This is a genomic window from Paenibacillus sp. FSL H7-0756 (genome assembly GCF_038006765.1).
Taxonomy (GTDB): Bacteria; Bacillota; Bacilli; order Paenibacillales; family Paenibacillaceae; genus Paenibacillus_AQ.
Genome location: NZ_JBBOVT010000001.1, coordinates 1,591,228 through 1,614,994 on the forward strand (window position 1 = coordinate 1,591,228; position 23,767 = coordinate 1,614,994).

Annotated in this window: 15 protein-coding genes, 1 tRNA gene and 3 rRNA genes; 17 read left to right on the forward strand and 2 right to left on the reverse strand. The window is 52.7% G+C overall.

The window, feature by feature from the left end; translation table 11 throughout:
- The first annotated feature begins 71 nt into the window (after positions 1 to 71).
- From ligA to NST04_RS07040, 5 genes are all read left to right on the forward strand, one after another.
- Positions 72 to 2,084: an NAD-dependent DNA ligase LigA gene (ligA, locus tag NST04_RS07020; protein WP_341183709.1), complete on the forward strand. Its 2,013-nt coding sequence runs from the start codon at positions 72 to 74 to the stop codon at positions 2,082 to 2,084.
- Positions 2,085 to 2,280: 196 nt separating this feature from the next.
- Positions 2,281 to 4,002, forward strand: coding sequence for an alkaline phosphatase (locus tag NST04_RS07025; RefSeq protein ID WP_445667906.1), 1,722 nt, complete (start codon positions 2,281 to 2,283; stop codon positions 4,000 to 4,002).
- 30 nt (positions 4,003 to 4,032) lie between these two features.
- Positions 4,033 to 4,740 carry an ABC transporter ATP-binding protein gene (locus NST04_RS07030; RefSeq protein WP_341183711.1) on the forward strand — a complete coding sequence of 236 codons (708 nt, stop codon included), beginning with the start codon at positions 4,033 to 4,035 and terminating at the stop codon, positions 4,738 to 4,740.
- Positions 4,737 to 5,981 carry an ABC transporter permease gene (locus NST04_RS07035; protein WP_341183712.1) on the forward strand — a complete coding sequence of 415 codons (1,245 nt, stop codon included), beginning with the start codon at positions 4,737 to 4,739 and terminating at the stop codon, positions 5,979 to 5,981. The genes NST04_RS07030 and NST04_RS07035 overlap by 4 nt, the downstream gene beginning before the upstream one ends.
- A 13-nt stretch (positions 5,982 to 5,994) precedes the next feature.
- A complete protein-coding gene (locus NST04_RS07040; protein ID WP_341183713.1) occupies positions 5,995 to 6,903 on the forward strand; it encodes a hypothetical protein in 909 nt (302 codons plus the stop codon).
- A gap of 83 nt (positions 6,904 to 6,986) precedes the next feature.
- On the opposite strand, the gene NST04_RS07045 is transcribed toward NST04_RS07040, so the two are convergent.
- Complete coding sequence (locus NST04_RS07045; RefSeq protein ID WP_341183714.1) at positions 6,987 to 8,261, reverse strand: molybdopterin-dependent oxidoreductase; 1,275 nt, start codon at positions 8,259 to 8,261, stop codon at positions 6,987 to 6,989.
- Positions 8,262 to 8,444: 183 nt separating this feature from the next.
- Between NST04_RS07045 and NST04_RS07050 the strand changes: the two genes are divergently transcribed.
- The 4 genes from NST04_RS07050 (at position 8,445) to NST04_RS07065 (ending at position 12,854) form a co-directional block, all read left to right on the forward strand.
- Entirely contained in the window at positions 8,445 to 9,152 is a 708-nt protein-coding gene (locus tag NST04_RS07050; RefSeq protein ID WP_341151088.1) for a response regulator transcription factor, read from the forward strand.
- Between the two features lie 18 nt (positions 9,153 to 9,170).
- The gene (locus tag NST04_RS07055; RefSeq protein ID WP_341183715.1) at positions 9,171 to 10,277 is read left to right on the forward strand and encodes a sensor histidine kinase; all 1,107 of its coding nucleotides are present in this window, start codon (positions 9,171 to 9,173) and stop codon (positions 10,275 to 10,277) included.
- Positions 10,278 to 10,380: 103 nt separating this feature from the next.
- A complete protein-coding gene (locus NST04_RS07060) occupies positions 10,381 to 11,010 on the forward strand; it encodes a hypothetical protein (protein WP_341183716.1) in 630 nt (209 codons plus the stop codon).
- A gap of 98 nt (positions 11,011 to 11,108) precedes the next feature.
- The gene (locus NST04_RS07065; RefSeq protein WP_341183717.1) at positions 11,109 to 12,854 is read left to right on the forward strand and encodes a transglycosylase domain-containing protein; all 1,746 of its coding nucleotides are present in this window, start codon (positions 11,109 to 11,111) and stop codon (positions 12,852 to 12,854) included.
- Between the two features lie 10 nt (positions 12,855 to 12,864).
- On the opposite strand, the gene NST04_RS07070 is transcribed toward NST04_RS07065, so the two are convergent.
- Positions 12,865 to 14,115 carry an MFS transporter gene (locus NST04_RS07070; RefSeq protein WP_341183718.1) on the reverse strand — a complete coding sequence of 417 codons (1,251 nt, stop codon included), beginning with the start codon at positions 14,113 to 14,115 and terminating at the stop codon, positions 12,865 to 12,867.
- A gap of 424 nt (positions 14,116 to 14,539) precedes the next feature.
- Between NST04_RS07070 and NST04_RS07075 the strand changes: the two genes are divergently transcribed.
- From NST04_RS07075 to NST04_RS07110, 8 genes are all read left to right on the forward strand, one after another.
- A 16S ribosomal RNA gene (locus NST04_RS07075) occupies positions 14,540 to 16,100 on the forward strand.
- Between the two features lie 127 nt (positions 16,101 to 16,227).
- A tRNA-Ala gene (locus tag NST04_RS07080) sits at positions 16,228 to 16,303 on the forward strand.
- A 252-nt stretch (positions 16,304 to 16,555) separates the two neighbouring features.
- Positions 16,556 to 19,481 (forward strand): 23S ribosomal RNA (locus tag NST04_RS07085).
- Positions 19,482 to 19,559: 78 nt separating this feature from the next.
- A 5S ribosomal RNA gene (gene rrf / locus NST04_RS07090) occupies positions 19,560 to 19,676 on the forward strand.
- Together the 16S, 23S and 5S rRNA genes with 1 tRNA gene alongside form the textbook arrangement of a ribosomal RNA operon.
- 436 nt (positions 19,677 to 20,112) lie before the next feature.
- Positions 20,113 to 21,285 carry a GNAT family N-acetyltransferase gene (locus tag NST04_RS07095; RefSeq protein WP_341183719.1) on the forward strand — a complete coding sequence of 391 codons (1,173 nt, stop codon included), beginning with the start codon at positions 20,113 to 20,115 and terminating at the stop codon, positions 21,283 to 21,285.
- 362 nt (positions 21,286 to 21,647) lie between these two features.
- Positions 21,648 to 22,109 (forward strand): CtsR family transcriptional regulator, encoded by a 462-nt coding sequence (locus NST04_RS07100; RefSeq protein WP_036721901.1) that lies wholly within the window; start codon positions 21,648 to 21,650, stop codon positions 22,107 to 22,109.
- A gap of 30 nt (positions 22,110 to 22,139) precedes the next feature.
- Complete coding sequence (locus NST04_RS07105; RefSeq protein ID WP_341183720.1) at positions 22,140 to 22,664, forward strand: UvrB/UvrC motif-containing protein; 525 nt, start codon at positions 22,140 to 22,142, stop codon at positions 22,662 to 22,664.
- A 28-nt stretch (positions 22,665 to 22,692) separates the two neighbouring features.
- A complete protein-coding gene (locus tag NST04_RS07110; protein ID WP_341183721.1) occupies positions 22,693 to 23,757 on the forward strand; it encodes a protein arginine kinase in 1,065 nt (354 codons plus the stop codon).
- Positions 23,758 to 23,767 lie beyond the last annotated feature (10 nt).

Sequence of the window (23,767 nt, forward strand, 5' to 3'; positions counted from 1 at the left end):
CTTGCGATTAACGGCAGTGCTTTTGGATCACGCTAACCGTAGGAAACCCATTTGACGGAGGGATGTGCCGGATGGATATTATGTTCACGATGGAAGAACTTGTTGCCGAGCTGAATCAATACAATTATCACTACTATACGCTGGATACCCCGCAGATCAGCGACAAGGAATACGATGTTCTCTACGATAAGCTGGTAGCACTGGAAGCGGAGAGCGGAATTGTGTTGCCGCATTCTCCGACCCAGCGGGTAGGCGGGGAGCTGCTGAAGGGGTTCACACCGCACCGCCACCTGGCACCGCTGTGGAGTCTGGATAAGGCACAGAACATTGAACAGCTTCGTACCTGGAACACCCGTGTGCTGAAGCTGGTGAATGATTATAACACCAAGAACCCGGACAATCCGCTGCCGGAGCCGTGTTATGCCGTGGAGCTGAAGTTCGATGGTTTGACGCTGAACCTGACCTATCGTGACGGGGCGCTTGTACAAGCAGCTACCCGCGGCAACGGGGTGACAGGTGAGGGAATTCTGGCTCAGGTGAAGACGATCAAGTCCGTTCCGCTGAATATTCCGTTCAAGGAAGGCGTTATTGAAGTGCAGGGCGAGGGAATTATGAATTTGTCTGTATTGGCGGATTATAATACCCGCGCAGCAGAGCCGCTGAAGAATGCACGCAATGGTGCTGCGGGTGCGCTGCGCAACCTGAATCCCAAGATGACGGCCGACCGCAGGCTGAATGCTTTCTTTTATAATGTGGGGTATGCAGAGGGCGTACAGTTCGGCGATCACCAAGAGATGATGGATTTCCTGCGCAGCAACCGGTTCAAGGTTAACCCTTACCTCAACTACTTCAGCAATTTCGATGATGTGACCGAGCAGCTGGCAGAGATTGAAGAGAGCCGTTCCGGTCTGGATTATTTGATTGACGGAGCAGTGATTAAGGTCACGGACTTCCGCATCCGCGAGGCGCTGGGGTACACCGACAAGTTCCCGCGCTGGGCCGTTGCCTATAAATTCGAGGCGGAAGAGACCACAACCATTCTGGAATCTGTAAGCTGGAATGTCGGACGTACCGGCAAAGTGACTCCGCTCGCGCGGGTGGAGGCTGTAGAACTAGCCGGGGTTACGGTGCAGAACTGCACCCTTAACAACGTGGGCGATATTGAGCGCAAGAATTTGAAGTTCGCACTGGGCACACGGGTGTTCATCCGCCGCTCCAATGATGTTATCCCAGAGATTCTGGGCAAGGTGACAGAAGAGAGTGACGGCGGGGAGATCCTATTCCCTGAGGAGTGCCCGGCCTGTGGATTCCCGCTGGAGATGCGCGGCGCTCATCTGTTCTGCAACAACAAGCTTGACTGCAAGCCGCAGATTGTCAGCCGGATTACTCATTTTGCATCGAGAGATGCCATGGATATCGAGACGTTCAGTGAGAAGACGGCGGCTCAGCTGCATGAGGAGCTTAGTGTACGGGAGCCTGCGGATCTGTATGAGCTAACCTTCGACCAGCTGGTGAAGCTGGAACGGTTCGGAGAGAAGAAGGCAGCGAATCTGCTGAAGGCACTCGAAGACAGCAAGGGCAGAGATCTGGCATCCTTCCTCTATGCGCTCGGCATTCCTAATACCGGCAAAGCTACAACAAGAATGCTGGCCGACCATTACCGCAGCCTGGAAGCCGTCATGTCTGCTACAGCGGAGGAGCTGGCCGGGCTGCCGGATATCGGGGGGATTGTGGCGGAGAGCATCGTGAACTATTTTGCCGATCCGTTCGTAGTGGTCAGCATTGACCGTATGCGGGCGCTGGGGGTAGAGGCCAAGGCTCCAGAAGCTCCGCGTGTAATTGCTACCAACTCTTACTTCAGCGGTTTAACCGTTGTACTCACAGGTACGCTGCACAAAATGACCCGCGAAGAAGCTGCCGAACGCCTGGAAGCTCTGGGAGCCAAGGTATCCGGCAGCGTCTCGAAGAAGACCGACCTGGTCATCGCCGGGGAGAAGGCGGGCAGCAAGCTGGCCAAGGCGCAGCAACTAGGGGTCAAGGTCATCGAAGATGAAGATGAGCTGATTCGCTTGCTGGAGTTGTAAAGTGAGAACGATCAACGGATAGAGTGTATAGAGAGTCCTGTAACTCCTTTGCCTGACGGCGGTGGGGTACAGGGCTTTTTTATGTACGTGTGAACACTTGATAATTTAATACAACTCCATACTTATTTTGACAGTTAGTTAATCTTTCCAAGGTAAGCTTGGGATTAGAACCGTCACAATGAGGAAGGGGTATATGATGAACAAGTTAATGAGGGGCATGATTTTTGGAGGATTGGCCGCAGCCGTAGTATCAGGAGCAACCCTTGCAGGTGCGGCCAAGAGCCCGGCTAATTCCGGGGGTGCTGCCAAGGCCCAGTCTAGGAATCTTATCGTTCTGATCGGCGACGGCATGGGCCCGGCCCAAGTGTCTGCGGCAAGATATTTTCAGCAATATACCAAGGGTGTCAAGCACCTGAACCTCGATCCATACTACGTGGGACAAGCTACTACATATGCAGACCGGGGAGAGGACAGCGGTAAAATCGTATCCGGGATCGTCACAGACTCCGCCTCAGCCGGTACTGCATTTGCTACAGGCCATAAAACCTATAACGCGGGCATCAGCGTCTCGAATGAGGATGTCTCGAGGCCCTTTGCTTCTATTATCGAAGCTGCGGAGAGCGCGGGCAAGGCCACCGGCCTTGTGACCACTGCCCGTATCACCCATGCCACACCAGCCGTATACGCATCCCATGTCCGTAACCGTGACAATGAATCGGCGATTGCCTCACAGTATCTGGAGAGCGGAGTGGATGTGCTGATGGGCGGCGGGAAGCAGTTCTTCCTGACCAAGGATGAGAAGGGCAAGCGTACGGATAAGAACCTGCTGCCTGACTTCAAAGCCAAAGGCTACACGGTCGTTGAGAATACCACAGCCTTAAATGCACTCACTTCCAAGAATACCAAGGTCTTAGGCTTGTTCGGCAACTCCCATGTGGCTTATACTCCAGACCGCACTCCGGAAATTCCGAGCCTGGCAGCGATGACCTCCAAGGCACTGAATATTCTGTCCACGGATAAAGACGGCTTCGTCATGATGATTGAAGGCGGGCGTATCGACCATGCCGGTCATGCCAACGATCTGCCGACCCTCGTGCAGGAAGCACTCGACTTCGACGCAGCCTTCAAGGCAGCCGTTGATTTTGCGAAGAAAAACGGCAACACCTCCGTGGTGGTTACGGCTGACCATGAGACAGGCGGCCTCTCACTCTCACGTGACAATATCTATGAGATCAACATCGATCTGTGGAACAAGCAGAAGCATTCCTCTGAGACGCTGGCAGCGGATCTTGAAGCAGCGCAGACACCGGAAGAGATCCGCAAAATCGTAACCGCAAACACCTGGATTACAGATCTGACGGATGAGGAAGTTACCCAGATTACGAACGGTGACGGTTCTTCGTACAAACGGGAAGGCGCATATAATGCAGTGATTTCCAAGCGCCTGCTGGTCGGCTGGTCGGGTCACGGCCACTCTGCGGTGGATGTTGGGGTGTGGGCGTATGGCCCGATTGCTGACAAGGTAAAGGGGCAGATTGACAACACGCAGATCGCAACTATGGGAGCGGGAATACTGGGACTGGATCTGAACAAGCGTTCCGCAGAGCTGCAGTCGAAATATGTTTATCCGAAATTCAAAATCAGCCGCGACAATGAAGTGCTCTATCCGGCTCAGGCTCTGGTGAAGGCGCTTGGAGGAACCTATACAGGGAGCACTTCTGCTGCCAAGCTTACTATTGGAAAGAATACGATTGAAGTCGACCTGACCGGTAAAACAGCGAAGCTGAACAGTAAAGCGGCCGCATACACGGTGGATGTGGATAACAACGTACTCTACCTTCCGCTTAGTGCGTTCAACCAGTTGAAGGGCACGACCTTAACCTGGGATGCGCTGTCCGAACGCATTGTGCTCAGATAGGAGTGGCTCCTATTGCTCCAGATTCAGAATTTGACCAAACAATTCACAGTGGACGGCAGAGCTGTGCCGATCCTCGATATCCCCCGGTGGAATGTTGAAAAAGGAGAGCGTGTAGCCATTACCGGACCCAGCGGGTCCGGTAAAAGCACGCTTTTGCATCTGATCAGCGGCATTATGAGTGCAGACAGCGGCAGAATTACCGTAGATGGGCAGCTGCTTCACGAGTTAACTGAGGCGAAGCGCGATGCCTTCCGTGCTTCTGCTATAGGCTATGTGCTTCAAGACTTCCATCTGATTCCTTCGCTGACCGCTCGGCAGAATGTCGAGATTGCCATGACGGCCCGGCTTCCGCAAAAGGAGAGACGGCGCATAGTGGACGGCTGGCTGGAGCAGGTGGGCCTGGGGGGCCGCGGAAGGCATCTGCCATCCCAGCTCTCACGCGGGCAGCAGCAGCGCGTTGCCATTGTAAGAGCCATGGTCAATCACCCGCCGCTTCTGCTGGCAGATGAACCGACAGGCAGCTTGGACTGGGAGACGGCCGATGAGATATCCTCTCTGCTCTTGGAGCTTAGCGCAGCGCATGGACACACCTTAATCGTGGTAACCCATGACCTCAATATGGCTGAACGGTTTCCGCACCGCTTGAACATTCAGGATATCAACCAAGTGCACCGGGAGGTATCAGCCCGTCAGCGGTCTTCGTTCAGCGGGATGGACAAGGAGGGGATTTCACTATGAGCCTGTTCTGGCTCACCCTCCGCAATGTGCTGCACCGGCGGTTCCTGTCTCTGCTTACCGTGTGCGCCGTGGCCATTACAGTGGCCTTTATTGTCTTGCTTGTTTTGTCCCGGCAGAGTGTAGAGCAGGGGGCCAAGAAAGGCTATGGGCCCTTTGATCTTGTCATAGGCGCAGCGGGCAGTGAGACACAGCTGGTACTCAATACCTTTTATCATATCGGCGCACCAACCGGGAATATCCCGCTTGCTGTGCTGGATGAGGCACGGCAGGACCCGTCTGTGGAAGCCGCTTATGCAATGACCACGGGCGACAACTACAAGGGCTATCCAATTGTCGGGATAGATTCCGGGTACTTCTTCACCCGTTACGGCGGCAGCAGACTACAGGAAGGCAAGATGTATGCCGATACTGGAGAGACGATTGTAGGCTCTTACGTCGCCCGGTCGCTGGGATTGAAGATAGGCGATACCTTTGCGGGGGCGCATGGACTGGTGCAGGGAGAAGACCACGAATCCTCAGCTCCTGAGCATGAGGAGGGTCATGAGGAGGAGCATGCAGCCGGAGAATCAGGCGGGCATGCCCATGGAGATTTTCGGTACAGGGTAGCGGGTATTCTTCCAGAACTCCATACTCCGGATGACCGTGCGGTCTTTACAACGGTGGACTATGCCTGGGCTGTACATGGGCTGGCGCCTGAGGAGCGGGAGATTACGGCAGTGCTGGTTAAGCCGGCTAGTCTGCTGGGGGCCCATGATTTGAAGCAGGCGTTCGATGGCAGCAGCGGTATTCAGGCGGTGTATACCAGCAAGGCTGTGTCCGATGTGTTGAATGCAGTGGATCAGGGCTCCCGGCTGCTTGGGATGTTGACGGCCATATGTGTGCTGCTCGCAGGTATTGCGATTCTATTATCGCTTGTTGCAGCAGCCTCGGAGCGGACCAAGGATGTCGGAATTCTGCGTCTTCTCGGAAAATCACGGGCCTACGTATGGCTGTCCTTGACCACAGAAGGCCTGCTGGTAACGGCAACCGGACTTATCGCGGGGCTTGTGACCGGTCATTTAGGTGCCTATCTGCTGAGGGATATGCTGTTCTCGCAGGCGGGCATTCAAATCGAGCCCTATCACTGGACACCGGAGCATTGGCTTATTGTGCTTGGGGCGCTGGCTATAGGTCTGCTGTCCTCGCTTGGACCGGCCTTCCGGATGTACCGGATGCATCCGCTCGCCTTGTTCAAATCATAGGAGGTACGTTCAATTGATACGACTACAAGGAAGAATGCTTCTGCTGTCAGGAGCTGTGACAGGTATGCTGCTGCTTCAGGCATGCGGCCAGAATACTGCTACTAATGGGAACGGGGAGTCCTTTGCGGCGGTGGCGGAAGCTCCGCAGAGCACTGCGGAAGTCACGGTGGAAGCACAGATATCCGCATCCCCTTCCCCGCAGGCCCCTTCTCCGGAGGCCACTGTTCCAGTTGCCAAGGGCGGAGCTGCTGCGTCTGCTGTTCCATCCAAAGGTGCGGATGCCGGATCCAAGGTGACGGTTACGTTCAAGCCGTCTCCATCGCCTGCTGCTGCACCTGTTGAGACGGCTTCCCGGAAGACCCCTGGGAAGACCGTAACTACTACTCCGAGTCCGGCAGCCTCATCTTCTGTACAAAGCCCCCGCCCAGCGGGAGTGTCTAAGGATACCAGGGGGAGCAGAGATGAAGCAGAACCCGTCAAGGCTGGATCTGCTCCGGCATTGAGCGTATCGCCTTCACCGTCTGCGGCAGCAACGGCTACCGTGGTTGCTGCCTCCACAGGGAATACAGCCATAGACTGGAACGGTTTTTTTGACGGAGACGATCAGACCCGGCCCTCAGAGCACTTCTGGGATCTCAGCGGACAGCAGGTTACCATTAAGGGATTCATGGGTGAGGTTCTTTCTTTTGAGAAAAACTGGTTCCTGCTTATTCCCGAACCAGGTGCAGAATGTCCGTTCGATAATGGGGATGAGACCTACTGGAACAAGATTATGATCGTGTTTGTTCCTGAAGGCAGCAAGCTCCGCCACACCTCAGGTCCGCTGGAAATATCGGGGCGTCTGGATGTCGGAATCAAGATTGACGAATCCGGCTACAAAACCATGTTCCGCCTGTACGACGCTTCCTTCAAAAGCCTCTGATCCATTAAGCAAGAACAAAAAAACCTCCAATTCCCTAATTGGGAAAGGAGGTTTTTGTTCTGAATAGAGGGCAGAAGCTAACATTATACCCGTTTCGCACCCGGCAGCCAGGCATCCTTATCGTACCCCCGCTGTTCCCAGTACCCGACATAATCTTCATTGATTAACTCAATGCGGTTCAGCCATTTGACTGATTTATAGGCATACATTTGCGGAGTAACGAGACGAACCGGCCCGCCGAGCTGATTGGGGATTGGTTTGCCATCGTGCATCACGGCCACCATGATATCGTCCATCCTCGCCTGATCCAGAGTGAGGGAGTCCGTATAGACACCGTCTCCTGAGTAGAACTTGACCATGACGGCCCCAGGCTGCACACCGGCCATATCGAGCAGCTTCGAGAGGGGGAGGCCCTCCCATGTATTTTTGTACACAGACCAGCCTGTCACGCAGTGAAAATCACTGACCTGCACCTCGCGCTGCAGCTTGATGAACTCTTCCCAGTTCCAGCTCAGCTGCTTATCCACCAGGCCATCAATGGTAAAAGACCAGTTGGAGTTATCGAACGCGGGAATGGCCGTGACCGTATATACGCGAAAGCTGCCCTCGGCTCCCCCGCCGATAGGGGGTGCTGATTCTGCCAGCGGAACAGGGTCGGGAATCAATGCATTGGCATTGGTTGCAGCATAGTCGGCTGTACCCGGAAACTGCAGGGATTTACCGATCCAGCGGACAAAAGTAGGGCCGAGCGTGACGGCAAGCCCTGCGCCTACCGCCACCTTAATGAACCCGCGGCGTGAATACATAGGCTGGGCTTCAGAAGGAGCCGCGCGTCGCGTCCGTCCTGCGGGAGAAGAGGTCTCTTTTACAGGTACAGCTTCTGCCACAATTGTGCGCTTCTTGGGCTCCTTCAACCATTTCACCCGGGTAATGGAGTGATAGATGATGACTGGCAGGCCGACCCAGGTCAGCAGATCATGAATGAATAACGCAGTATTCGCTGCTCTCGGCCCGGCAAGCCTGAACTGCCAGAGCACAACCCCTGAGACCAGCCAGCCGATCAAAAGCGTCAGCACGAAGAGGACGTTGGCTTTTTGCGCAGGTTTACCCTTGAGCCGCTTCCAGTGCTTCGCCGCCAGGAGCAGATAATAGACCACAGGGATCAACAGCGCCAGACCGAACACGATGTGACCCCATTTCAGCCACACTCTGCCTTCGCCCAGGAGCTCTCTCCAGAAGCCGCCCACCAGCATCAGACCGCTAACGGCAAGAATTAAGACCAGCCAGGCATTCCACTGGTGAATCGAGACGAGCTTCTTGCCGTATCCTTTGCGGATGCCGGTCAATATTTTTTTCATCTGCAGCCCCTCCCGTTGATGAATAAGTGTCCAACATCATTATTAATTTAAGTTTTAACTAATTGTACCGCAAAAAAACACCGCTGAATAATATTACCCCGATTAAGCCCGGCCGTATGGTTGCCTTCGCTGAACTTTTTCTTATAGACTAATGGAAAGAGCTGAGGAAAGGATTAAATGCCCGTGAACCAAGAAACGATACTGCTGGTGGATGATGAAGTGGAAATTGTGGAACTGCTGGATATCTATTTTCGCAATGAGGGGTACCGGCTGCTTAAGGCATTTGACGGAAGGGAGGCGCTTGAATGCCTTGGCAAGGAAGAGGTGGATCTCATTATACTGGATGTGATGATGCCACAAATGGATGGGATTGCCGCCTGCATGAAGATTCGTGAAGAACGCAACATGCCGATTATTATGCTCTCCGCCAAGAATGCCGATATGGACAAAATCCTTGGACTCAGCATCGGTGCAGACGATTATGTGGGCAAGCCGTTTAATCCGCTGGAACTGGTGGCGCGGGCCAAATCGCAGCTGCGCCGTTACCATAAATTGAATCGCGGTACTTCTGCCAGAACGAATGAGCACGAATTGATCTTTGAAGATTTGCTGATAGATACACTTCGGCATGAGGTAAGTGTGGACAATCGCAAGGTGAAGCTGACACCCCGCGAGTTTTCTATCCTGGAACTTCTGGCGCGGCATCAGGGACAGGTGCTCAGTATGGAGCAGATTTATCTGAAAGTGTGGAATGAGCCTTTTCTGGATGGTGGCAACACCGTGATGGTGCATGTCCGCAATATCCGCGACAAAATCGAGCTGGATGCAAAGCAGCCCCGTTATGTGCAGACCGTATGGGGCATTGGCTACAAACTGGATCATCCATCCTGAAAGCTGAGGGGAACTGTAGTGAACACCAAATATATAAGCACCATCCGCTGGAAGTTTATCTGGGCCTTTGTGCTGAGCATTTTGTCAGGGGCAGCTCTGCTTTTGGCCGGCTATCGGCTGGTCAATTCCTTAGTTTATCTTGAGCCGGCGGAGCCCTCCGCGCTGTACTCGCTTACTTTGAAATGGATCATCAACCATATCGGTTCAGCGCCGCTGATGACTGCTGTCGGGATTGCCAGCTTCCTGATTTTCTTCTTCATCTATACGCGTAAAATCGTCTCGTACCTCGAAGAGATCACCAGCGGTATCCAGCAGATCACGAAGCTTGATGAATCGCACAGGATTGAGGTTCGAACGTCGGACGAGCTGGGGGTACTTGCAGAGAATATCAACATTATGTCTGAGCGGCTACAGCATTCGCTGCTGGAAGAACGCAAGGCTGTTGAGTCTAAAAACGAGCTGATTACCGGTGTATCACATGATCTCCGCACGCCGTTGACCTCAGTGCTTGGGTTTTTAGAATATATTGAGCAGGACCGCTGCCGGGAAGAGACGGAGATACGTTACTATGTAGGGATTGCCTATCAGAAGTCATTGGTGCTGCGCAAGCTGATAGACGACTTGTTTGAATACACGCGGGTTAACAGCAGCAGACTGCCGTTAGTGCTGGAGCGGCTCGATCTCAAAGCATTTATGCGCCAGCTTGCGGAGGAATCGGTTCCGGCACTGACCCGTGAAGGCATGACTTATGAGCTGCAGGATGATACCGAATCGCTATGGATTGAAGCGGCTCCTTATGAATTGGTACGTGCGTATGAGAATCTGATTGCCAATGCGATCCGGTACGGGAAGGACGGAAAACGTCTTGAGATTGGACTCAGCCGTGAAGGTAACGATGCAGTTGTGCGGATCAGCAATTTCGGCGAGATGATTGCGGAGGGGGATCTTCCACATATTTTTGAGCGGTTCTACCGGGCGGAGCGCTCCAGATCGCAGATTACCGGGGGATCGGGATTAGGTCTGGCGATTGCCAAGGGAATTGTGGAAAGGCATCATGGGGAGATTACGGCTCACAGCACCAGATCCCGGACTGACTTTGTTACCCGATTTCCGGTATCCTCCTGACAATCTTCAGTATTTCTTAAGAAGTGGCAATGGTGTTTCTTAAGATTTAGCCGATATCCTTGGGCTATGGGATGAGACCCGGGGAGGCAGGAGAAATTGGCTGATGTCAAAAATACACACGATCCGCACACTTTACCTCTACATATTCTGCGGTAGCACTCTGCTTAGTGCATTGCTGTTGCTGCTTATGCGGGGGATTTTTACTATGCTCTATTCATGGTATACGCCGGAATCGACTGCGCTGTTTGTCCGTTCCATGCATTGGATCATCAATCATATCGGCACAAGACCGGCGGCTTTCATGATGTTCACCGTTGTATGTGCAGGGCTGTTCCTGCTCCGTTCACAAAAAGCAGCCAATGATACCACCGCGCTGCTGCGCGCCGCAGAACAACTGGCGGTTAACGGCTCCTGTGAGCTTATGGACCTTGAGGTGCAATCGGGTGGGGAATTCAGATGGCTGGCCGCTAGTCTGCGCCGGATTCATCAGGCCGGATTGCGTCCAGCAGCGGCCCCTGCACCGCAAATACAAATGCCGGAGCCGGATGCACAAGAGTGCATAGCGCTTATTTTGCGGACGAGGGCGTTGATCCGCACGCTGGAACAGACAGTAGCGGAGTCAGAGGAAGAGGTCTGTACCATCCCCAGTACAGTTCTGCAGCATCTGGTGATGGCTAAGCACGAGGCGTTGGGACTGGAAAAGCTTCTGGAGCATTGGACTCGGCAGGTATGAGTATGGGAACAAGACGGAGATTACTGCTACGTATCTGCTATACCGTTTTTGATCTGACAGTCTTCCTTGCCATTCTCATGCTAGCAGGAATGATTTATATGAGTCAGTATGGAAAGCTGATGCTGGACCGTTATCCGGAGAAGATGATTTTACCGGAATCAAGTGTCATTATGGCCTCTGATGGAACAGTGCTGCGGAGAATACCGCTGCCTGAAACGGGCTATCGAATCAAAGCAGGGCTAGAAGAAATGCCGCAGCTGCTCATAGATACTTTTATTGCTGTAGAGGACCGCCGTTTTTACGTCCATAAAGGTCTGGACTACCAGGGAATAGCCCGTGCATTAGTCAACAATACCGTACATATGGGGGTATCGGAGGGCGGAAGCAGCATCACTCAGCAGCTGGCAAGGGGGTTGTATCTGAACCGGGGGCAGAATCTGCTGCGTAAGCTGAACGAGGCCTCAATAGCGTTGGCGCTGGAGAAGCAGTTATCGAAGGATGAGATTTTGCAGCTGTATCTTAATCAAATTTATATGGGGCAAGGGCAATATGGGGTGAAATCTGCAGCGGAGCGTTATTTTGGTATAACTGATCTGAAGCAGTTGGAGATTGGACAGATCGCGACACTGGCGGCTATTCCTAAAGGGCCTTCCATCTATAACCCGGCAGATAACATTGAATTGTCAGCAGGCAGACGGGATCTGGTCCTGCGGATAATGCAGCAGCACAAGCTGATAACAACCGGGCAGATGACGGCAGCAATGAAGAGCACCTACGTACCTCCGGTTAAGGATAAGACTGAGATTGTCGGGGCGTCCTATATGGATGCAGCAATTCAGGAAGCGATGCGGCAGACAGGATTATCGAAAAAGGAGCTAAGCACAGGAGGATATACACTGGTTACGGGCATGAATATTGAGGCGCAGCGGGCTATGGAGCGGGCCTTCTCACAGGAAGAGGCATTTCCGCCGGATGGCAAAAACCAGAGAGCAGAAGCAGCCATGGTCATCATGGACCAGCGGACCGGTGAAGTGGCCGCACTGTTGGGCGGGCGAAGCCCGCGTATAGGCGGTTTGAACAGAGCCGTGACGCCTTCCCGGCAGCCAGGCTCCGCGCTCAAGCCCATTATAGATTATGGACCGGCGCTGGAGAGCGGCAAATATACGCCGGACAGTCTCCTGCCTGACGTAAAAACAGCCTATGGCAGCTACAGGCCCGCTAACCTGAACGGAGTATACCGTGGGCAGGTGAGCATGAGGGTAGCCCTGAAGCAGTCCATTAATGCCCCTGCGGTATGGCTATTGCATCAGGTGGGGGTCAGCTACGCCCGCGGGTTTGCTGCCAAGCTGGGGGTGGAACTCGGGGTAGAGGACAATCATCTGGCTATTGCCCTTGGAGGTCTGCATGGCGGCGTCTCCCCTCTCACGATGGCCCAAGCATACACTGTCTTTGCGAATGGAGGTATTCATAACAAGGCATATCTGGTACGTAGCATCAGGGATACGCAGGACCGGGTAGTTTACTCGCATGTCTCTGCGCCGCAGCAGGTCATTTCGGCGCGAACCGCAGCGGATATGACCGGAATGCTCCGTCAGGCGGTGAGTGAAGGGACGGGCAGACGGGCGCAAATGGAGGTTACGGTCGCCGGTAAGACAGGAACCACGCAGTTGGATCTGCCGGGAGTTCCCGGCAAAGCCAACCGGGATTTATGGTTTGTAGGCTATACCCCCAGATGGACCGCAGCGGTATGGATGGGCTTCGACCACTCTGATCCGGACAACTATATGACTGCCGGCAGCGGGCTTGCGGCTGCTATGTTCTCCAAGGTTCTTTCGATGCTATGAATAGTTGTGTTTATTCGGCAGCCCATTCCTCCAGCTTCTTGTCACCGGGCAGCAGCAGAGCCAGCAGGCCGAGCAGCGGCAGGAAGCCGCAGGCCACGAACACCGTGGCGATTCCAATCGTGTCGATCAGATGCCCAATCACGACAGAACCAATTCCGCCAAGCCCGAACGCAAGGCCGGTTATTAGACCCGAGACCGTCCCGATATTGCCCGGATACAGCATCTGCGCGTAGATCACAGTGACAGAGAAGCTGGATAGCAGAATGAACCCGGAGATAATCAGCAGCACAGCCGCCCAGAACTGGTTCACAAAAGGCAGGGCCAGCGCAAACGGTACCGTCCCGATCATCGACACCAGAATAAGATTGCGGCGGCCGAAGCGGTCTGCCAGCGGGCCCCCGAAGAAAGTACCGACAGCGCCGGCAGCGAGATAGATGAAGATATAGATCTGTGCCTTATCCAGTGTCATCCCGTATTTGTCCATTAAATAGAAAGCATAATACCCGCCGATGGAGGCGCCGTACCAGGATCGCACGAATACGATGAAGACCAGAATAACCGTTGTAATCAGAATACGTTTGCTGCGGGCAGGGTCGATGGAGCGGGCTGCCGACTTTTTGCGGAAGGTGTATCCGGCATCCAGCATCTCTCGGTACCAGCGGGCCACATAGGCTTGGATGGCGACTCCGGCAGCGGCGATGACGGTGAAGCCGAGAGCACCCATCTGACCGAAGGGAATGAATACCCACTTCATTAATAGAGGACCCAAGGCCTGACCGGCGTTGCCGCCCACCTGAAATATGGATTGCGACAGCCCCTTGCGCTGACCGGCAGCCATATGAGCCACGCGCATGCCTTCCGGATGGAACGCAGCTGATCCGAAGCCTACAAGCATTACGGACACAATCACTAATACATAATTACCGGCAAAAGCGAGCAGGAACACTCCGGCAAAGGTGCAGCACATCCCCAGCGGCAGCAGAATCGGCCGGGGCTTACGGTCAGCGGCGAAGCCGATAATAGGCTGTATCACCGAAGAGGTGAGGTTCAGCGCGAACGCAATCCAGCCGATCTGGGCATAGGAGAGCACCAGGTTATCTTTTAGTACAGGGAACATCGCCGGAATCAATGCCTGAATGGAATCGTTGAATAAATGAACAAAGCTGACAGCGAGCAAAATGCGGTAAATGGTAGTCTGCTGCAGATTGCGTGATTCCCCCAAAGGGACGGGAGGTGCTTGAGGCAGGGTCTTGTTGGACATTTGAACTCCTTTCAGAAACAGCTAATAAGTTAGTTATCAATGGATATGAAGATAAATTCTATTGTAACGACAAATGAAGTATTATGGGAATCAATTTGTGCAGGGCAGCGGTCAACTATTCATTATTAGCTCAAAAAAAGGGGGACTAATCTTCATTTAAAAAAAAGCTTGCAAAGGCTTGGAACACGTGATATATTATCTCTTGTGCTTATGAGACACCGACGCTGAAATGAGCGGCGGAAGAAAAATAAGTTGACAACAAACGAAATAAAATGATATGATCTAATTCCTGCGCAAGAGACTTAATGTTGAAATGCCGGGAGCAAGTTCTTTGAAAACTGAACAAATGGAACGCTTTAATTTTTACAAGATTCATTCAATGAATCGTCAGTTTCAAAATGAGCAATCGCTCTTTCTAAATACCAATTTGGAGAGTTTGATCCTGGCTCAGGACGAACGCTGGCGGCGTGCCTAATACATGCAAGTCGAGCGGAGTTTGAGAGGAAGCTTGCTTCCTTTCAAACTTAGCGGCGGACGGGTGAGTAACACGTAGGCAACCTGCCCTCAAGCCTGGGATAACTACCGGAAACGGTAGCTAATACCGGATAATTTCTTTCTTCTCCTGAGGAGAGAATGAAAGGCGGAGCAATCTGCTGCTTGGGGATGGGCCTGCGGCGCATTAGCTAGTTGGTGGGGTAACGGCCCACCAAGGCGACGATGCGTAGCCGACCTGAGAGGGTGAACGGCCACACTGGGACTGAGACACGGCCCAGACTCCTACGGGAGGCAGCAGTAGGGAATCTTCCGCAATGGGCGCAAGCCTGACGGAGCAACGCCGCGTGAGTGATGAAGGTTTTCGGATCGTAAAGCTCTGTTGCCAGGGAAGAACGTCCGGTAGAGTAACTGCTACCGGAGTGACGGTACCTGAGAAGAAAGCCCCGGCTAACTACGTGCCAGCAGCCGCGGTAATACGTAGGGGGCAAGCGTTGTCCGGAATTATTGGGCGTAAAGCGCGCGCAGGCGGTTATTTAAGTCTGGTGTTTAAACCTTGGGCTCAACCTGAGGTCGCACTGGAAACTGGGTGACTTGAGTACAGAAGAGGAAAGTGGAATTCCACGTGTAGCGGTGAAATGCGTAGATATGTGGAGGAACACCAGTGGCGAAGGCGACTTTCTGGGCTGTAACTGACGCTGAGGCGCGAAAGCGTGGGGAGCAAACAGGATTAGATACCCTGGTAGTCCACGCCGTAAACGATGAGTGCTAGGTGTTAGGGGTTTCGATACCCTTGGTGCCGAAGTTAACACAGTAAGCACTCCGCCTGGGGAGTACGGTCGCAAGACTGAAACTCAAAGGAATTGACGGGGACCCGCACAAGCAGTGGAGTATGTGGTTTAATTCGAAGCAACGCGAAGAACCTTACCAGGTCTTGACATCCAACTAACGAAGCAGAGATGCATCAGGTGCCCTTCGGGGAAAGTTGAGACAGGTGGTGCATGGTTGTCGTCAGCTCGTGTCGTGAGATGTTGGGTTAAGTCCCGCAACGAGCGCAACCCTTGACTTTAGTTGCCAGCAGGTGAAGCTGGGCACTCTAGAGTGACTGCCGGTGACAAACCGGAGGAAGGTGGGGATGACGTCAAATCATCATGCCCCTTATGACCTGGGCTACACACGTACTACAATGGCCGGTACAACGGGAAGCGAAGCCGCGAGGTGGAGCCAATCCCAGCAAAGCCGGTCTCAGTTCGGATTGCAGGCTGCAACTCGCCTGCATGAAGTCGGAATTGCTAGTAATCGCGGATCAGCATGCCGCGGTGAATACGTTCCCGGGTCTTGTACACACCGCCCGTCACACCACGAGAGTTTACAACACCCGAAGTCGGTGGGGTAACCCGCAAGGGAGCCAGCCGCCGAAGGTGGGGTAGATGATTGGGGTGAAGTCGTAACAAGGTAGCCGTATCGGAAGGTGCGGCTGGATCACCTCCTTTCTATGGAGAATCGTCTTCTGCAATGAAGACATTCAAATAAAAGTCTTCAGGAAGTTAACTTCCTGAAGCAGGCTTTACTTCGTAAAGCCTTGAGCGTTTCCATTTGTTCGGTTTTGATGGAATTTGCGGGGCCATAGCTCAGCTGGGAGAGCGCCTGCCTTGCAAGCAGGAGGTCAGCGGTTCGATCCCGCTTGGCTCCACCAACAAACTTCATCTATTTGTATGTCTAAAATATTGGATACAACTTGATCCTTGAAAACTGGATACCGAAACGAATTTGCGTTTTAGAACATTCCTTTAAGCTGAACTTGTGTAAACAAGTTTCAATAATTAGTAATGCTAAGCGATGGTTTTGGATGGTGAGCGACTTTTAGCTTTGAATAATCTAGCATACGGAGTAATCCGGGTGCGCTATTCAAAACAAGATGAGCGAATGAGCCAATACCGGAGCGATTGGTTAAGCTACTAAGAGCACACGGAGGATGCCTAGGCGCCAGGAGCCGACGAAGGACGTGGCGAACAACGAAACTGCCTCGGGGAGCTGTAAGCAAGCTTTGATCCGGGGGTGTCCGAATGGGGAAACCCAGCTGTGGTAATTCGCAGTTACTCGTATCTGAATACATAGGATACGCAGAGGCAGACCAGGGGAACTGAAACATCTAAGTACCCTGAGGAAGAGAAAACAATAGTGATTCCGTCAGTAGCGGCGAGCGAACGCGGAACAGCCTAAACCAAGAGGCTTGCCTCTTGGGGTTGTGGGACGTCTCACATGGAGTTACAAAGGAATATGGTAGGCGAAGAGGTCTGGAAAGGCCCGCGATAGAGGTAAAAGCCCTGTAGCCGAAATGGTATTCTCTCCGAGACGGATCCCGAGTAGTGCGGGGCACGTGAAACCCCGTATGAATCCAGCAGGACCATCTGCTAAGGCTAAATACTACCTGGCGACCGATAGTGAAACAGTACCGTGAGGGAAAGGTGAAAAGCACCCCGGAAGGGGAGTGAAATAGAACCTGAAACCGTGTGCTTACAAAAAGTCAGAGCCCTTTTTATGGGTGATGGCGTGCCTTTTGTAGAATGAACCGGCGAGTTACGTTTAACATGCAAGGTTAAGGTGAGAAGCCGGAGCCGCAGCGAAAGCGAGTCTGAATAGGGCGATTTAGTATGTGGACGTAGACCCGAAACCGTGTGATCTACCCCTGTCCAGGGTGAAGGTGCGGTAACACGCACTGGAGGCCCGAACCCACGCATGTTGAAAAATGCGGGGATGAGGTGGGGGTAGCGGAGAAATTCCAATCGAACTCGGAGATAGCTGGTTCTCCCCGAAATAGCTTTAGGGCTAGCCTCGGTGAATGGAGTGGTGGAGGTAGAGCACTGATTGGGTGCGGGGCCCGCAAGGGTTACCAAGCTCAGTCAAACTCCGAATGCCATTTACTTCTTGCCGGGAGTCAGACAGTGAGTGCTAAGATCCATTGTCAAAAGGGAAACAGCCCAGACCATCAGCTAAGGTCCCCAAGTGTGTGTTAAGTGGGAAAGGATGTGGAGTTGCACAGACAACCAGGATGTTGGCTTAGAAGCAGCCACCATTGAAAGAGTGCGTAATAGCTCACTGGTCGAGTGACTCTGCGCCGAAAATGTAACGGGGCTAAACACACCACCGAAGCTATGGCTAGATGCTTTGCATCTGGGGTAGGGGAGCGTTGTATGTGGGTTGAAGGTGTACCGTAAGGAGCGCTGGACAGCATACAAGTGAGAATGCCGGTATGAGTAACGAAAAGATCAGTGAGAATCTGATCCGCCGAAAGCCCAAGGTTTCCTGAGGAAGGCTCGTCCGCTCAGGGTAAGTCGGGACCTAAGGCGAGGCCGAAAGGCGTAGTCGAAGGACAACAGTTTGAAATTACTGTACCACCGTAATCCGCTATGAGCGATGGGGTGACGCAGGAGGGTAGTGACGCGGACTGATGGATGTCCGTCTAAGCAGTGAGGCTGGTGTGTAGGCAAATCCGCACACCGTAAGGCTGGGCTGTGATGGGGAGCGAAAATTACAGTAGCGAAGGTCATGATCTCACACTGCCAAGAAAAGCCTCTAGTCAGGAGAAGGTGCCCGTACCGCAAACCGACACAGGTAGGCGAGAAGAGAATTCTAAGGCGCGCGGAAGAACTCTCGTTAAGGAACTCGGCAAAATGACCCCGTAACTTCGGGAGAAGGGGTGCCTCGGTAGGGTGAATAGCCCGAGGGGGCCGCAGTGAAAAGGCCCAAGCGACTGTTTAGCAAAAACACAGGTCTGTGCGAAGCCGTAAGGCGAAGTATACGGGCTGACGCCTGCCCGGTGCTGGAAGGTTAAGGGGAGCGGTTAGGAGCAATCCGAAGCTGTGAACCGAAGCCCCAGTAAACGGCGGCCGTAACTATAACGGTCCTAAGGTAGCGAAATTCCTTGTCAGGTAAATTCTGACCCGCACGAATGGCGTAACGACTTGGGCGCTGTCTCAACGAGAGATCCGGTGAAATTTTAATACCTGTGAAGATGCAGGTTACCCGCGACAAGACGGAAAGACCCCATGGAGCTTTACTGCAGCTTGATATTGAATTTGGGTACGATCTGTACAGGATAGGTGGGAGCCGTGGAGGCAGGAGCGCAAGCTTCTGCGGAGGCGCCGTTGGGATACCACCCTGATCGTATCTAGGTTCTAACCTGGTGCCCTTATCGGGTACGGGGACCGTGTCAGGCGGGCAGTTTGACTGGGGCGGTCGCCTCCTAAAGAGTAACGGAGGCGTTCAAAGGTTCCCTCAGAATGGTTGGAAATCATTCGCAGAGTGCAAAGGCATAAGGGAGCTTGACTGCGAGACCTACAAGTCGAGCAGGGACGAAAGTCGGACTTAGTGATCCGGTGGTACCGCATGGAAGGGCCATCGCTCAACGGATAAAAGCTACCCTGGGGATAACAGGCTTATCTCCCCCAAGAGTCCACATCGACGGGGAGGTTTGGCACCTCGATGTCGGCTCATCGCATCCTGGGGCTGAAGTAGGTCCCAAGGGTTGGGCTGTTCGCCCATTAAAGCGGTACGCGAGCTGGGTTCAGAACGTCGTGAGACAGTTCGGTCCCTATCTGTCGTGGGCGCAGGAAATTTGAGAGGAGCTGTCCTTAGTACGAGAGGACCGGGATGGACGTACCGCTGGTGCATCAGTTGTTCCGCCAGGAGCATGGCTGAGTAGCTACGTACGGACGGGATAAGCGCTGAAAGCATCTAAGCGTGAAGCCCCCCTCAAGATGAGATTTCCCAATTAGTAAGACCCCTTGAAGACGACGAGGTAGATAGGTTGGAGGTGGAAGTGCAGCAATGCATGGAGCTGACCAATACTAATCGGTCGAGGGCTTATCCAAAATTTCTATCACGCAGATTCGTTTCGGATTCAGTTTTCAGGAATCAAATTCCTGAAGCATTTACGCTGTAAATGCCCGTTTGGTGGCGATAGCGGAGGGGTTCCACACGTACCCATCCCGAACACGACCGTTAAGCCCTCCAGCGCCGATGGTACTTGGACCGAAGGGTCCTGGGAGAGTAGGACGTTGCCAAGCACACATTAGCCATTGTTGAGCAATCGACAGTGGTTTTTTTGCGTGCGGGCAGGGCTGTGGAAAAGCTGTGGATAAATTTCAGTAAGTACAGAAAAGTTGCGCACATGTGGATACCTTTGCAGGAACAAATTGATCCCCGGATTATGGGGACATAACGCATAATATTGTGGATGAGTCAAGAAAAAACATAAGTAATACACCGATTTTGTGGATAAAAAGTGAATATTGTGGATAGATAAAACGTATTCGTGGATAACTCATTTCAGCCGGAAAGAATCTCTTTCCGGTTTTTTGCGTTGCTGTGCAAAGGCTGTGGATAACTATTCTTTTTGCAGCTGATGACAAGCCTCTATTAGCATCTGGCGGCTTCGCTTGTTATACTCTCTATTAAGCAAATAACTGGAGCTAATTTATGAAATGTAACGGGGGGAACAGAATGGAAATCAGGCAATTACGTGCAGGAGAATTTGAGGACAGCCTGAGCTTGTCCGAATATGCTTTTAAATATAAGGTTTCAGCAGAAGATAGAGTACGTGCCAAGGAAAAATTCAAACCGGAACAAACCTGGGCGATTTTTGAAGGGGACAGCATCGGTGCGAAGCTGACGCTTCTTCCGTTACAGGTATATATACAAGGCAAGCCCGTTTCTATGGGGGGCATCGCCGGTGTAGCTACTTGGCCGGAGAACCGCCGGCAGGGGTATGTGGCCCATCTGCTGACCCATGCGCTCCAGACAATGAACGAAGCCGGTCAGACATTGTCCTTTTTGCATCCATTCTTGATTCCCTTTTACCGTAAATTCGGATGGGAGATCTATTGTGAATATAAGAAGTACACTCTTCCGGTAGGGAAGTTCCCGCACAAGAAGGAGATTAAGGGCAGCGTGAAACGCGATACTCCTGATCTTGCAGTATTCCAGCAGCTGTACGGCCAATTCGCCATGAGGTATAACGGGACTCTCCAGCGCACTGAGACCTGGTGGAAGGAAAGTGTGCTTGATGACGATACGCATTCCTGTGTGTTTTATTCAGAGGAGGGTCAACCGGAAGGCTATGTGCTGTATAAAATAGTGCAGCAGGAGCTGGTCATAGATGAGTTCATCTATGGGAACGAGCTTGCCCGCCAGGGCTTGTGGACCTTCCTTGCCAATCATGACTCCATGATAACGGCTGCACAGCTGAAGCTGGTGCCTGCTGACGATATTCTGCCCTTCCTCCTTCCTGATCCGCGGATTGCACAGGAGAATTATCCATACTTCATGGCGCGAATCGTCAATGCTAAGGCTTTTGTGGAGAACGTGACCTTCAATGTGCCGGAGGGTGACCGGGAGCGGGTGCTTTATATTGAAGATAAGCATGCGCCCTGGAACAACGGGTTATGGCGGTGGACGGTGTCGGAGCACGGGGAGGCGACGCTTATCCAGATTCAGGGCGAGCGGTCAGAGGCTGACCTGGAATGCAGTATCGGCACGCTTACTGTGCTGCTGATGGGATACAAACGTCCGCTTCAGGCGGCAAAGTACGGACAATTATCCGGGACTGCTGAGGCGACTGCTTGGCTTGAAGCGCTGATTCCGCAGGCCGAGACGGCATTATTCGATTTTTTCTGACAGCGAACGGCTCTTCTTCTTCCCTTGGAAGCGGAGGAGCTTTCCTATACATAACGCCCCAATTCAGTGAACTAAGCAGGCAACCGGAATACATTACAGCCAAAAAGTAAAAAATAAGAGTAACCCCTTGGAATTCAGTGAGAATATGTTATAATATGAAAAAGTCAAAGAAAGTCAAAGTCAACGCAGGCCGGATAGGATCGTTCTCAGGAATGTAACATTTAGAGAAAAGCGCAGTGCAGAGGCTATTACAGCCGATTCTTATTGCATTGCCCGGGTTAAGTTCTTAAGAGCATGTCACTGGGCGGCAGGCGTTGGCGCAGCACAGATTTAACCAATGCTTACACACTGGAGGATGAGTGATGCGTAATATCTCCGATATTATTGAACAATATCTGAAGAATATTTTGCATGAAAGTCCCGAAGGTACGGTGGAAATTCAGCGCAATGATCTGGCGGACCAGTTCTCCTGTGTCCCGTCACAGATCAATTACGTCATCAGTACACGCTTCACATTGGAAAAGGGATATGTGGTGGAGAGCAAACGGGGCGGGGGCGGATATATCCGGATTCAGCGCTATGAGCTGCCTCAGAATGTGGCCTTATACGCACATCTGAACTCCACGATAGGGAATGATATTGATCAGAATTCTGCCGAAGGGCTGATTTATCAGCTGGAGGAGGCCCGTTTCCTCTCCAAACGTGAAGCGTGTCTGATGCGGTCTGCGGTTTCCCGGGAATGCCTGACGGTTAATCTGCCGTACCGGGATGAGATTCGTGCCAAGCTTATGAAGGCTATGCTAATCTCTTTATTGGGCAAATAATTTGTCAAATGGTAAGGAGGGACACCGCTCATGCTATGCCAGGAATGCGGCGTCAAACCGGCTACACTCCACTTCACGAAGATCGTGAACGGGGAGAAGACGGAATTTCATATTTGCGAAAGCTGTGCGCGGGAGAAGGGTGAACTGATTCCCGGAACTGCGGGAGGCTTCTCAATCCACAGCTTGCTTTCCGGTCTCCTGGATCTGGAAGGCTCGGGCAAGGGCAAATCAGCAGCAGCACAAAGTGTGCAGGGTCTGCATTGTGAAAACTGCGGCATGACCTATTCACAGTTCAGCAAGCTGGGACGGTTCGGCTGCAGCTCCTGCTATAAGTATTTCGACAGTACGCTTGACCCGCTCTTCAGACGGGTGCATGGCAGTACAGCACATGTCGGCAAGCTTCCCAAGCGGGCTGGCGCACAGATTATGTGCAAGCGTCAGATTGACGAGCTGAAGCAGGAATTACAGCAGAGTATTGTGCAGGAGGAGTTCGAGACCGCAGCTGAGCTGAGGGACAGAATCCGCAAGCTTGAAAAAGAATTGCCACAAGAGTAAAGTCTTTGATATATAGGGGGGATCAGGCATGTCAAGTCTCCGGTATACCGAACAAGCACTTAGTGAATGGATGCGCTGCGGCGGCAGTCATTCGGAGATTGTCATCAGCAGCCGTATGCGTATCGCCCGTAATCTGGAGCACCTTCCTTTCCCGCTGCTCGCTACAACAGAGCAGTCGGAGGAGGTGCTGGAGCAGCTTGCCCCTGTATTTCAGGGCGATGCCTCTGCAGATTTCGGCAGCTTTGAACTGCTGAGACTGGATGAGCTGGGTGAGCTGGACAAAAAAGTGCTGGTAGAAAAGCACCTTATCAGTCCTAACCTGGCGGATGATTCCAAAGGCGGGGCAGTCATTCTTAATGAGGACGAGTCGGTCAGCATTATGATCAATGAGGAGGATCATCTCCGCATTCAATGCCTGTTCCCGGGGCTGCAGGTCAGAGAAGCCTGGGTAAGGGCAACCGCCATCGATGATATTTTCGAGGCTGCTGTCAATTACGCCTTCGATGACCGCAGAGGCTACTTAACAAGCTGTCCCACCAATGTGGGAACAGGGCTGAGAGCCTCGGTTATGGTGCATCTGCCGGCCTTGGTGATGACGCATCAGATCAACCGCATTTTATCCGCAGTCAATCAGGTGGGGCTTACCGTTAGAGGGATTTATGGTGAAGGCAGCGAAGCAGTAGGGAATATCTTTCAGATCTCGAACCAGATTACGCTGGGACAGACCGAAAATGAGATTATTGAGAATCTTCACAGCGTAGTCACCCAGATTATAGAGCATGAGCGGAATGCGCGTGAACGCCTGCTGGCGGATTCCGCATTGCGGATTACTGACCGTATCAAGCGCTCTTACGGAATTCTGGCCTATGCTGCTGTGATGGAACTGAAAGAATCGGCACAGCGGCTCTCCGATCTGCGGCTTGGTGTAGATCTGGGGATTCTGGAAGGGCCTTCGATTTCAGTGCTCAATGAGCTGAATGTTAAGACTCAGCCGGGCTTTCTGCAAAAGCTGTTCGGTGACGAGCTGTCGCCTACTGAACGCGATATGTACCGGGCGAAGCTGCTCCGGGAGACACTGGGATCACAACATTAATTATAGATAT